The organism is Stenotrophomonas sp. STEN056 (assembly GCF_056759635.1).
The window spans coordinates 161015-172292 of sequence record NZ_JBRRDL010000006.1 but is presented as its reverse complement, the minus strand read 5'-3'; the positions used below and the strand labels follow the sequence as shown (position 1 = coordinate 172292).

The following is an 11278-nucleotide window of genomic DNA, read 5'->3' as shown; positions in this document are numbered from 1 at the left end:
CGCTCTCGCTCTCGCTCTGGCTCTGGCTCTGGCTCCTGCTCCAAAATCAAATGCAAAAGCCAGAGCGATTCCCGCCGTCGCGGGTATGACGGCATTAAAAACGAACGCCAAAAGCCAAAAGCCAAAAGCAAAAAGCAAAAACCACGCCAAAACCACCGCTCTCGCCTGTCATTCAAGCCATTTTCTGTCCGTATTCCGCACCCCGGAATCTCCCGTAGCATCGCCCTTTCAAAACCGGGGATGCCGATGATCCGTACCGCGTTCACTGCCGTATTGCTGGCCACCTCGCTTGCATGCTTCCCAACGTTGGCAGCCAGCAATCAAGCGCCCATCCATCCTGTGCGGGACAGCACGCCGCTGCACGATGACTTTGCCGATCTGGCGCCATTGGGCGAGGCCATCGGCGACAAACGCATCGTGATGCTCGATGAACTCACCCACGGCGAAGGCAATGTGTACGCCTACAAAGCTCGCGTGGTGCGCTACCTGCATGCGCGCAAGGGCTTTGACGTGCTGGTGCTGGAAAGCGGCCTGTTCGACGTGGCGCGCCTGTGGCAGCTGCGCCAGCCGGTGCGCAGCCTGGCGCCCGGCAACATCTTCTACATGTATGCCAACAGTGCCGAAGTGTGGCCGCTGTTCGATTACCTGGATGCGCAGCGCGACAGTGCGCGGCCGCTGCAGCTGGCCGGCCTGGATGGACGGCTGAGTGGCAGCCTGTCGCGCAGGGAACTGGTGCCGCAGCTGCGTGCGCATCTGTCGCAGCACGCGCACGGTGCCACGCAAACCGCCCGGCAGGAACGTTATCTGGGCCAGGTGCAGCGGTTGCTGGACGGGCAATTGGCCCAGGCCGATACGGCCGAGCAACAGCAGTTTCTGCAGGATGGAAACTGGCTGGATACGCGCCTGCCCGCCGCGGACGGCGAGCATGGCAGCGACGTATTCAACAGCGATGGTTTCTGGCGGCGGGTCAACGCCAGCGTGCAGCGCATGGCCGAAGTGGCCTGGCAGCGGCGCCTGTTCGATGAACACGATCCGGTGATGGCTGACAACCTGCAGTGGTTGATGGAACAGGCCTATCCCGGGCGCAAGGTGGTGGTGTGGGGCCACTTCGCCCACGTCAACCGGCTGGGCGGCTATCGCGATGGCCATGCCGGTGGCCTGCCGCCGGTGGACAACATCACCCGCGCGCTGCCGGCGGCGCTGCAGGCGCAAACCTATGTGCTGCATTTCGCCGGCGCGCAGGGGCGCTATCTCGACTATGTGGACCAGCGCGTGGTGGATGTTCAGGCCCGGCCGGGTTTGCTGGAAACCACGCTGACCGCTGCCCCGGCAAACGGCGCGGTGTTTGTCGACCTGCACGCTGGCACCTTGCCCGGCGAGCGTGATGCGGCGACGCGCCTATGGGGCATGGATTACCTGGACACCCTGTCAGTGCCCGAAGCACGGCAGCGCTTCGATGGACTGTTGCTGCTGGAGCGGATTACCCCGGCCACCTATCAGCCGCAGTAGCCCAACGGCTTCACTGGCCGGACGCTGCCGTGGTGAGCGCTTTCGGCGGCACCGTCTGAACATCGTGAGAACACCCGTGCGCTAAACTGCGCGCCTGTTTTCCGCGAGGTCACCATGCGCACGCTCTATCCTGAAATCACCCCTTACGACACCGGCACGCTGAAGGTCGACGATCGTCACACGCTGTATTTCGAGCAGTGCGGCAACCCGGACGGCAAGCCGGTGGTGATGCTGCACGGTGGCCCGGGCGGTGGTTGCTCGGACAACATGCGTCGTTTCCACGACCCGGCCAAGTACCGCATCATCCTGTTCGACCAGCGCGGTGCCGGCCGCTCCACGCCGCACGCCGATCTGGTGGACAACACCACCTGGGATCTGGTCGCCGACATCGAGAAGCTGCGCGAGAAGCTGGGCATTGCGCAGTGGCAGGTGTTCGGTGGCAGCTGGGGTTCGACCCTGGCGCTGGCCTATGCCGAAACCCATCCGCAGCGCGTTACCGAACTGGTACTGCGTGGCATCTTCATGCTGCGTCGCTGGGAGCTGGAGTGGTTCTACCAGGAAGGTGCCAGCCGCCTGTTCCCGGATGCGTGGGACCACTACATCGCAGCGATTCCGCAGGTGGAGCGCCACGACCTGATCTCGGCCTTCCACCGCCGCCTGACCAGCGACGACGAAGCCACGCGTCTGGCCGCGGCCAAGGCGTGGAGCGTGTGGGAAGGCGCCACCAGCTTCCTGCATGTGGATGACGACTTCATCAACAGTCACGAAGACCCGCAGTTTGCGTTGGCGTTTGCCCGCATCGAGAACCACTACTTCGTCAACGGCGGCTTCTTTGACGTGGAAGACCAGTTGCTGCGCGACGCGCACAAGATCGCGCATATCCCCGGCGTGATCGTGCACGGCCGCTACGACGTGGTGTGCCCGCTGGCCAATGCCTGGGAACTGCACAAGGCCTGGCCGAAGGCGCAGCTGACGATTTCGCCGGCCTCGGGTCACTCGGCGTTTGAAGCCGAAAACGTGGATGCGCTGGTACGCGCCACCGATTCGTTCGCGGGCTGAGCGACGCCTTGGCGATGCAGAAGGGCGGCCACGGCCGCCCTTTTTTTGGTCGAGCAGCCTGCCTCACCACTCACCGGCCAACAGCGCGTCGGCCAGCACCTGCAGTTTGGGTGAACACTGCCGCGATGGTGGATAGATCAACGACAGTTCGCGGTTGCGGCCTTCGGCGGACTGCAGCACGCGTTGCAGGCGGCCATCAGCCAACGCATCGGCCACCGCGAAATCCATCACCTGCACGATACCGATGCCGGCCAGTGCGCCTTCCACCAGCGGATCGCCGCTGTCGAACACCATCCGTGCCGGTGGCGTGAATTCATGCATGCCGCCGTCGCCATCGCGGAACTGCCAATCCACCAGACGTCCGCTGCGCAGGTTGCGTACTGCAAGGCACGAGTGGTCATGCAGCGCCTGTACCGTTTCCGGTTCGCCATGCCGTGCCAGATACGCCGGGCTGGCTACGGTGACCCAGCGCAGTGGCCGCAGCCGGCGCGCGATCATGCGCATGTCGGCAATCGGGCCAGTACGCAGCGCCGCGTCGAAGCCATCCTCGACCAGATCCACCAGCCGGTCGGACAACACTGCTTCAATCTGCAGTTGCGGGTAACGCGCCATCAGTTGCCCGGCAAGGGGCACCAGCACCTTGCGGCCGAACATCGACGGTGCGGTGATCTTGAGGGTTCCTGACGGCGTGCAGGGGCGGTCGCCCAGCTGTCGGCGGGCATCCTCCAGCCCACTGAGCAGTGGCGCCACCTGGTCAATGAACTGGCGCCCGTCCGGAGTCAGCCCCACGTTGCGGGTGTTCCGCTGCAGCAGTTTCACGCCCAGGTTGGCTTCCAGCCGACTGATGGCGCGCGACAGGCCGGATTGGCTCAGCCCCAGTTGGCCAGCGGCAAGGGTGAAGCTGCGTGCTTCGGCCACCTGCACCAGCATGCGCACGGCATTGAGATCCAAGCTGGAATCATTCATGCGGAAAATCATGACAGATATCGACATTGCGCGGTTTATGTCTGGCCGCGCATCAATGAAACTGCCGCTCCCCTTCCACGAACACCGCCCATGCCGTCTCTTCGATTCCCCCGCCTGGCGCTTGCGCTACTGGCAACTGCGCAGCTGATCATTGCCCTGGACGCCACCATCATCTTCGTCGCCCTGCATGACATGGGCCGCGCGCTGCAGATCAACGCGCAACAGCTGCAGTGGGTGGTCAGTGCCTACACCGTGGCCTTTGGTGGCTGCCTGCTGCTGGGCGGGCGGGCTGCCGATCTGCTGGGCAAGCGGCGGTTCTATCGATTGGGCATGGCTTTGTTCGCACTGGCATCGCTGGTGGGTGGTTTCAGTGACAGCGCATGGTTGCTGGTGGCCGCGCGGGCGGTGCAGGGCATTGGCGCAGCCTTGTTGTTCCCGGCCACGTTGTCGTTGATCAACACGTTGTATGCCGAAGGCGCCGCGCGCAACCGAGCGCTGGCAATCTGGAGCATGGCCAGTGCCGGCGGGCTGGCGTTGGGCACCCTGCTGGGCGGCGTGTTGACCCAGCACTTTGGCTGGGCGTCGGTGTTGTTGGTGATCGTGCCCATTGCTGTGGCGTGCGCGGTACTCGGTGGCCATTGGTTGCCGCCGGACGGCCCGCGTGCGCGCGGCCGTTCCTTTGACCTTGCCGGCTGCTTCACGGTCACCTTCGGCGGCAGCCTGCTGGTCACCACGCTGGTGCAGGGGCCGGAATGGGGCTGGTTGGCGCCCATCACGCTGGGATGCCTGGTGGTGTCGCTGCTGTTGCTGGGCATGTTCGTCGTGATCGAGCGGCGCAGCACGGATCCGCTGATGCATTTCGCGCTGCTGCGTGTGCCCGGGTTGCGCGCGGCGATGTGGCTGACGATGTTGTTCATGAGCAGCTTCGGTGTGCAGTACTACTTCCTGGCGCTGTACTACCAGGATGGTTATGGCTGGAGCCCGCTGCAGGCGGGGCTGGCGTTCCTGCCGCCGACGCTGGTGTGTACCTTCGGCATCACCATCGCCGAGCGCATGCTGGCCACGCGCTCGCCACGACAGGTGCTGGCCTGGGGCCTGGCCGGCGGCGCGGTGGGCATCGCTGCCGTGGCGGTCGCCTTGCCGCATGGCGCAAGTTATTGGCCGCTGTTGCCGGGCATCGTGCTGCTCAGTCTGGGGCAGGGCATGACCTGGACGGCCATGTGGATCGTCGCCGGGCAGGGCGTGCCTGCCGTGCAGCAGGGCGTGGCGTCCGGCATGGCGGCCACCGCGCAGCAGATCGGCGGTGCATTGGGCCTGGCGGTCCTGGTGATGCTGGCCAATGCCACACGCGCAAACGCGGCAGCCGACAGTGCACAGGCGCTGCAGGGGTTGGTCAACGCGCAATACGGAGCGGCCGCATTCGCGTTGCTGGGAATGGGGATTGCATTGGGCCTGCGTCGGGCGCGGGTAGACTGCGCTTCACCGCACTGCCTGCCCAACGACGCATGATCGAGCTGCTGGACCTCCGCCAGACCCTGGACACCTTTGCCGCCTGCAACGACGACGATGAAGTCTGGGAGCGCTTCGGCTGGGTGCACGCGAGCGGCGATGGCGCGCTGCTTGCACGTTTCTGGTTGCCGGGCAGCGAAGACGAGGCCTTCGACGATGCCGGCGAACTGCCCACGGCGGCGCGCGCATGCGGGCTTGCGGCCTTTCTGGAACCGGCCACGTTTGCCGATGTGCTGGACGTGCAGAAGCGTCAGCGGTCGCTGTCCACCCTGGCGGACTATGCCGCAGCGCTGGACTACTACGTCGAATACGACGCGTTCCTGCAGGTTCCCGGTATCGACGAAGCGCTGGGTGAGGCGCCGGCAACCGAGCAGCAAGCCGCACAGGCAATGGGCGTGGGCCCGGGCATCTTCGCTTCGTTCGACCTTGTGCTGGCCGAATGCCCGGCCGAACGCCTGAAGGAAGCGGCCAGCCGGGTGGCCGCGTTGATGTCGATACCCGTCGGTGAGGCGCTGGCGCAGTGCCGTGCATTGCCCTTGCGCTTGGCAGAACAGGTGGGCCGCAGCCGTTGCCGTGAACTGCTGGCCGCGTTTGATTCGATCAGCGTGCCGCTGCAGGTGGCTGCGTACCGGCCGTTCCCGTGGTCTGTCGTGCCGGCGCCGCACTGAGGCAGCGCCAGGAGCGGCGAGGGACGTTGTCGCGTTTCGGCGGTATTACCCGGACAGCAGTTCCGGCTGCAGGGCGCGGAAGATGCGTTCCAGCCGTTCCGCCCAAGCTTGCTGCCCGGCGGCATCGGCGATGAGGTCCTGGCGGATTTCCAGTTCCACATGCACCAGCCCGCGCGCTTCGCCGTGCATCGGCACCGCGTAGTCGCTGGTACTGCTGACCGAATACGGCTCGTTGTCGCCAACCACCAGGTCGCCCTCTTCGCGCAGTGCCTTCAACAACGCATGCGCAAAGCGTGTGTCCTGGTGGTACAGCACGCCGGCATGCCACGGGCGCTGGAAGCCGTTCATCGCCGGAGTGAAGCTGTGCATCATCACCAGCAGCGTGGGGATGCTCGCATCGCGGCGGCGATCCAGCTCGTTGTTGATATGCGCGTGGTAGGGCGCGTGGATTGCGGCGATACGTTGCTCGCGCTGCGCCTCGCTCAGGCCGAGATTGCCGGGAATGGCGGTGCCATCGCTGGTTTCAGGGATCAAGGTAGGCGAGGCAAGCGGGCGGTTGCAGTCGATCAGCAGGCGTGAATAGGTCTGCTCGATCGCCCAGGCATCCAGGCGCCCGGCCAGCGCGCGGGTGGTGCCGGCAATGCCGATGTCCCAGCCGATATGGCGGTCCAGTTCGTGCTGCGGCAGGCCAAGTGCCTGCAGGGCAGCCTGTACGCACTGGCCGGCATGGTCGGCCAACAGCACGAACGGCGACGGCCCGTGCGGATTGTGGACGGTGAACACCGCCGGGTCGTCGGCGCCGAGCAGGGCCGGCAACGATTGCAGGCCTGAATCAGCCACGCGGCCTCCCATCCAGGTGATGTTCGATCATCCACAAACCGGCCCAGAGCTTGGCGTCCAGTTCATAGCCTTCGCCCATTTTTTCCACCAGCCAGGCAGCAGCGCGGTTGCGCGGAATGCTGTGCACGGTGATGTCCTCGCTGGCATCGCCACCGCCGTTGCCGACCTTGCGCAGGCCGGTGGCACGGACGAAGGCAATCTTCTCGCTGCTGGCGCCGGAAGAGGTGGGCCCGATCATCAGCACTTCGGCGTGGTCGGCGGTCCAGCCGGTTTCTTCTTCCAGCTCGCGCACGGCCGAGTCCTCGATGGACTCACCGGCAGTGACGTCGCCCACCAGCCCGGCCGGCATTTCGATGGTGCGCGCCTGCAGTGGTACGCGGAACTGTTCGACGAACAGCACGTCATCGTCCGGGGTGACGGCAATGATGATCGCGGCCAGGCCGCCGGCGTGGGTGCGCTCGCTGTATTCCCAGGTGCCGCGCACGACCATGCGCTGGTACTTGCCTTCGTAGACGACGCGGGGTTCTGCGGTGTTCTGGCTCATGCGAACTCGTTGGCAGGGGAAGAGGGGGATTCCAGCCCGGCCGCAGCGTGCAGCCTGCGCCGGGTCAGCGGGCCAAAGCGCAGTGCTTCGCACAGGCCGCCGAGCATGTCGGCATCGGCCTGGCCGCGCACGAAAGCGGGCTGGGCATTGGCCAGCGGTGCATCCAGGGCGATGGTGGTGAGTTGCCGGAACAGCAGGGCCTGTTCGCGCTGCTCACGCAGGCGCACGGCCATGGTGGCGGCACCGCGCAGGCGCAGGAATGGCACTTCGTCGATGCGTTCGAGCAGCGTGTCCAGGCTGCCGAAATGGGCCAGCAGCACCGCCGCCGACTTGGTGCCGATGCCGGAGACGCCGGGGATGTTGTCCACCGCGTCGCCGCACAGGGCCAGGTAGTCGGCGATCTGGTGCGCGTGCACGCCGTGGCGTGCCTTCACCCCGGCCGCGCCCCAGCGTTGGTTGCGGGCGTAGTCCCACTGCTCATCGTGTTCAAGCAGCAGCTGCGACAGATCCTTGTCGGCCGAGACAATCACCCCGCGCAGGGCGTGTGGCCGGCCGGCCTGCAGCGCGCTGCCAATCAGGTCATCGGCCTCGTATTCGCGGTCGGCCAGCACGTCCAGCCCCAACGCGGCGCACAGCGCCTTGCAATGGGCGAACTGGCGGCGCAGTTCGTCCGGTGCCGGGTCGCGGTTGGCCTTGTAGGCCGGGTACAGCGCATGCCGGAAGCAGCTGTCCAGCGCCTCATCGAAAGCCACGGCGATGTGCCGGGGGCGCTCGCGTTCCAGCAGGTCCAGCAGGAAGCGGGCAAAGCCGTGCACGGCGTTGACCGGCCAGCCCTGGTTGTCCTGGAACTCGTTGGGCATCGAATGCCAGGCGCGGAACACATACAGGCTGGCGTCAATCAGATAGAGCGGTTGCTGGACGGGCGCCGTGCTCACGGCTGCCAGTCCTGCAGCAGCGCGGCCGGGTCCGGGCGCTCGCGGTCGGGCACCTGCAGCCGGGGGGTGCCGATATGAATGAAGCCGACGATGTGCTCGTTCTCGACCAGGCCCAGGTGGCGAGCGACCTCGGCGTCATAGGCCATCCATGCGGTCAGCCACTGCGCGCCGAAACCGAAGCCCTGCGCGGCCTGCAGCAGGGCAAAGCACACGCTGCCGGCGGTCAGCAGCTGTTCCTGCACCGGCACCTTGTGCTCCGGCTGCAGGCGGGCAATGACGGTGACGATCAATGGCGCATGGGAGAACCGTTGGCGGTCCTTTTCGACCACGGCGTCGGCGGCCTGCGGATCGCGTTGGCGGCTGCGCAGGGCCAGGAATTCACCCAATGCGTGGCGTGCGTCGCCGCGCAGCTGCAGGAAGCGGAACGGCACCAGCTTGCCGTGGTCGGGGACACGCACGGCGGACTGCAGCATGCGCAGCAGCGTGTCGGCGTCCGGGGCGGGCTCGCCCAGTTGTTTGGACGGAACCGAAAGGCGCTGGTCCAGCGCCTGCAGGAAGCAGTTGTCGGGCATGACTCACCGGGGGCAGAACACGGCCATGGATTATAGACGTCGGCGCCGTGACAGCCCGGGAGGGCAAAAAGCGCAAAATTCTGTGCACTCCGTCAGCACGACCTGGCGCCAGGAAATTCGCCAATAATCCCCAGCACGCTTAGCATGTGGGCTTATGCCGGGTAGCCGGCCATGAGGTACGAAGTGCGCACTGCATCACTGACCCTGTTCAGCTTCTCCGCCTACCATGCGCACGCGGGTTCAGGGGCCGCGTCTGCAATCAACCATCCGTTTTCCAGTAGTCCAGCGCCTCACAGGGTGCGGAGCCTTTGCGCATGATGTCCAATCCGCAACCAGCCGGTCAGCCCGGCCGTAACCAGAACCTGCTGGCCACGGCGCGTGAGGCGGCATTGCCACTGCTTTCGCAGGCGTTCGGCAAGGTGCTGGCGGGCTTTGACGATGTGTTGTTTGACCGCGCCGAAACCGCCGGGCCTTCGCAACTGGTCTTTCTTGACGGCATGCGTGAGCTGCGCCGGCGTCGCGATGAGATTGCCCAACGCTTCGGCAGCCACCTGCAGCAGGCCTGGTCGGCGCTGGAAGCGGGTACTCCGCTGTCGGCCGATGGCGTATTGGCCGGGCAGAGTGACGGTGGCCTGAGCCTGGTACCCGAACACATTCTTGAATCGCGCCTGGCGGTGCGGAATTTTGCCACCGTCCTGCTGCGCGACTGGAAACAGGTGCTGGCGCGGCTGGATCACCGCCTGGCCTGGATCAGCGGTGTGCCTGCGCTGGACGCGGACACCAACCCCATCGGCCCCGAGCACATTGGCGTGGCTGTGCACGAAGCGTTCTACACCTGCGAACTGGCCCCGGAAGTACGGCTGGTGTTGTTCAAGCTGTGCGAGCGCGAGTTTGCCGCCGGCATCGGCAAGTTGTACGAGTCGGTGGACGAACGCCTGGCACAGGCCGGCGCTGCACCGGAAGTGGCGGCCCCGCGCCGCGCCGGGGCGGCCCGCCCGGCGGCGGCCGAGCAGCAGGACGAGGATGACAGCCCGGATGCCGGTCACGCACCGATGTGGGCGCAGCGGTTTTCCGAGCGCTGGAGCCAGCGCCGCAGCAGCATGGCCGGCACGGGCGGGCATGAGTCCGCAGTCGCGGGTGGCGGGTTTGACGAAGACGGCGGCTATGGCAACCACCAGAGCGTGGTGCTGGAAGCGCTGCATGAACTGCTGGCGCAGACCCGCCAGACCCGCGAAGGCATGAACGCGGCCGGTGCGGCACTGAACACTGCCGCTGGCCAGCAACGCTCGCTCAATCAGCGCGAGATGATGTCGGTGCTGTCGCTGTTGCAGGCCACGCCCAGCGCCACGCTGCGGGCGGCCGTTGGCGAAGATGGCGAGTCGCTGGCACAGCGGTTGAAGAGCGAAGTGCTGTCCGGTGCCACCCGCCTGGGTGTGGACCCGGCGCAGGCGCACCTGGACCCGCAGGATGAAGACGCCATTGACCTGGTGGGCATGCTGTTTGACGTGATGCTGGATGAGCGTGACCTGGAGGGCCGCTCGCGTGAGTTGATCGGCCGGCTGGTGGTGCCGTTCGTCAAGGTCGCCATGCTCGACCGGCGCATGTTCGTGCAGAAGACCCACCCCGCGCGCAAGCTGCTCAACTCGCTGGCCGAGGCCTGCGAAGGCAATGCCGGCGAAAGCCAGGCCGAACGCGCGCTGATGGGCAAGGTGGAAGAAATCATTGAACGGCTGACCGCCGAGTTCAACGAGAACCTGGCGATCTTCCTGACCCTGGAAGAAGAATTCCGCGAGTTTCTCGCCCAGCACCGGCGTCGCATCGAGATTGCCGAACGCCGTGCCGCCGAAACCCAGCGCGGCCAGGAAAAGCTGGAGATGGCACGCAGCCGTGCCATCGCCGAACTGGACAAGCGCGTGGAAGGCGTGCAGTTGCCCAAGGCAATCGACGATTTCCTGCGCCAGCCGTGGAGCCATCACCTGACGATGACCCTGCTGCGCGAAGGCGACGAAGGCGAGGGCGTGGGCGAGGCCCTGAAGCTGGCCGACGACATGCTGGAGGAAGTGGCCCAGGCGCGCCGGCACATTGTCGGCAAGCCCTGGTTGCAGGCCAGCCAGCCGGCACTGCGCAAGGTGTTTTCCAGCGTGGGCCTGCACGGCGATGGTGGCGGCAGCGCCATCGACGCGCTGCACGACACGCTGCAGGCCATTGCCGAAGCCCGCCCCGAACTGGAGCGCGCGCTGCCGGAACTGCCGCAGGTGGTTTTGCCTGCCCCGCCGGTGCAGGAAGCGCCAGCCATCGAATTCGGCAACAACGCCAAGGCCGAGGATTTCGACGATGCCGACGCCGAGCGTTTCCGTCGCATGGAGATCGGCACCTGGCTGGACTTCATCGACAAGGACGGCAAGATGCAGGCCGGCAAGCTCTCCTGGGTGAGCCCGATCTCGTCGCGCTTGCTGTTCGTGAGCCGCCGCGGCATCCGTTTCTGCGTGGCCTCGCCGGAAGAACTGGCGGTCATGGTGCGGCTGGGCCGCCTGCGCCCGCACGTGGACGATGGCGCCTTCGACAGCGCCATGCAGGGTGTGATCGACCGCCTGGAGCCGCAGGCCGCACAGGCTCATTGATCTTCCTGCGGCGGGCAGCCTGCCGCAGGGCGTCGGCTTTGCTACGATCCGGCCG

At 66.1% G+C, this 11278-nt stretch carries 11 protein-coding genes; 6 read left to right on the top strand and 5 right to left on the bottom strand.

Features of this window, described 5'->3' with window-relative positions; genetic code table 11:
* From ACVOLO_RS05980 to pip, 3 genes are all read left to right on the top strand, one after another.
* Positions 1-250: hypothetical protein (locus ACVOLO_RS05980; RefSeq protein WP_481569345.1), on the top strand; the 250-nt coding region annotated here is incomplete at its 5' end.
* Entirely contained in the window at positions 247-1509 is a 1263-nt protein-coding gene (locus tag ACVOLO_RS05975) for an erythromycin esterase family protein (protein ID WP_481569344.1), read from the top strand. The genes ACVOLO_RS05980 and ACVOLO_RS05975, both read left to right, overlap by 4 nt.
* 114 nt (positions 1510-1623) lie before the next feature.
* Positions 1624-2568, top strand: a complete 945-nt coding sequence (gene pip / locus ACVOLO_RS05970; RefSeq protein WP_481569343.1) for a prolyl aminopeptidase — start codon at positions 1624-1626, stop codon at positions 2566-2568.
* Between the two features lie 63 nt (positions 2569-2631).
* On the opposite strand, the gene ACVOLO_RS05965 is transcribed toward pip, so the two are convergent.
* Positions 2632-3534 (bottom strand): LysR family transcriptional regulator, encoded by a 903-nt coding sequence (locus ACVOLO_RS05965; protein WP_481569342.1) that lies wholly within the window; start codon positions 3532-3534, stop codon positions 2632-2634.
* A gap of 90 nt (positions 3535-3624) precedes the next feature.
* On the opposite strand from ACVOLO_RS05965, the gene ACVOLO_RS05960 reads away from it, so the two are divergent.
* Together ACVOLO_RS05960 and ACVOLO_RS05955 are read left to right on the top strand one after the other, a co-directional pair.
* On the top strand, positions 3625-5043 hold the full coding sequence (locus tag ACVOLO_RS05960) for an MFS transporter (protein ID WP_481569341.1): 1419 nt from the start codon (positions 3625-3627) through the stop codon (positions 5041-5043).
* Positions 5040-5711 carry a DUF7716 domain-containing protein gene (locus ACVOLO_RS05955; protein WP_481569340.1) on the top strand — a complete coding sequence of 224 codons (672 nt, stop codon included), beginning with the start codon at positions 5040-5042 and terminating at the stop codon, positions 5709-5711. The genes ACVOLO_RS05960 and ACVOLO_RS05955 overlap by 4 nt, the downstream gene beginning before the upstream one ends.
* A 45-nt stretch (positions 5712-5756) precedes the next feature.
* Here the strand turns inward: ACVOLO_RS05955 and ACVOLO_RS05950 are convergent, their stop codons facing one another.
* From ACVOLO_RS05950 to ACVOLO_RS05935, 4 genes are read right to left on the bottom strand one after another with little or no spacing between them, the layout of a single operon-like run.
* Positions 5757-6551 (bottom strand): N-formylglutamate amidohydrolase, encoded by a 795-nt coding sequence (locus ACVOLO_RS05950; protein ID WP_481569339.1) that lies wholly within the window; start codon positions 6549-6551, stop codon positions 5757-5759.
* Positions 6544-7095: an NUDIX hydrolase gene (locus tag ACVOLO_RS05945; protein ID WP_481569338.1), complete on the bottom strand. Its 552-nt coding sequence runs from the start codon at positions 7093-7095 to the stop codon at positions 6544-6546. Before ACVOLO_RS05945 ends, ACVOLO_RS05950 begins: the two co-directional genes overlap by 8 nt.
* Entirely contained in the window at positions 7092-8039 is a 948-nt protein-coding gene (locus ACVOLO_RS05940; protein WP_481569349.1) for a 5'-3' exonuclease, read from the bottom strand. Before ACVOLO_RS05940 ends, ACVOLO_RS05945 begins: the two co-directional genes overlap by 4 nt.
* Positions 8027-8602: a nitroreductase family protein gene (locus ACVOLO_RS05935; RefSeq protein WP_481569337.1), complete on the bottom strand. Its 576-nt coding sequence runs from the start codon at positions 8600-8602 to the stop codon at positions 8027-8029. The genes ACVOLO_RS05940 and ACVOLO_RS05935 overlap by 13 nt, the downstream gene beginning before the upstream one ends.
* Positions 8603-8916: 314 nt before the next feature.
* On the opposite strand from ACVOLO_RS05935, the gene ACVOLO_RS05930 reads away from it, so the two are divergent.
* Entirely contained in the window at positions 8917-11223 is a 2307-nt protein-coding gene (locus ACVOLO_RS05930) for a DUF1631 domain-containing protein (RefSeq protein WP_481569336.1), read from the top strand.
* Positions 11224-11278: the final 55 nt, after the last annotated feature.

Excerpts from the sequence above, each read along its gene's own strand:
- ACVOLO_RS05975 (WP_481569344.1), top strand. The coding sequence starts at position 247 with ATGATCCGTACCGCGTTCACTGCCGTATTGCTGGCCACCTCGCTTGCA.
- pip (WP_481569343.1), top strand. The coding sequence starts at position 1,624 with ATGCGCACGCTCTATCCTGAAATCACCCCTTACGACACCGGCACGCTG.
- ACVOLO_RS05965 (WP_481569342.1), bottom strand. The coding sequence starts at position 3,534 with ATGAATGATTCCAGCTTGGATCTCAATGCCGTGCGCATGCTGGTGCAG.
- ACVOLO_RS05960 (WP_481569341.1), top strand. The coding sequence starts at position 3,625 with ATGCCGTCTCTTCGATTCCCCCGCCTGGCGCTTGCGCTACTGGCAACT.
- ACVOLO_RS05955 (WP_481569340.1), top strand. The coding sequence starts at position 5,040 with ATGATCGAGCTGCTGGACCTCCGCCAGACCCTGGACACCTTTGCCGCC.
- ACVOLO_RS05945 (WP_481569338.1), bottom strand. The coding sequence starts at position 7,095 with ATGAGCCAGAACACCGCAGAACCCCGCGTCGTCTACGAAGGCAAGTAC.
- ACVOLO_RS05935 (WP_481569337.1), bottom strand. The coding sequence starts at position 8,602 with ATGCCCGACAACTGCTTCCTGCAGGCGCTGGACCAGCGCCTTTCGGTT.
- ACVOLO_RS05930 (WP_481569336.1), top strand. The coding sequence starts at position 8,917 with ATGATGTCCAATCCGCAACCAGCCGGTCAGCCCGGCCGTAACCAGAAC.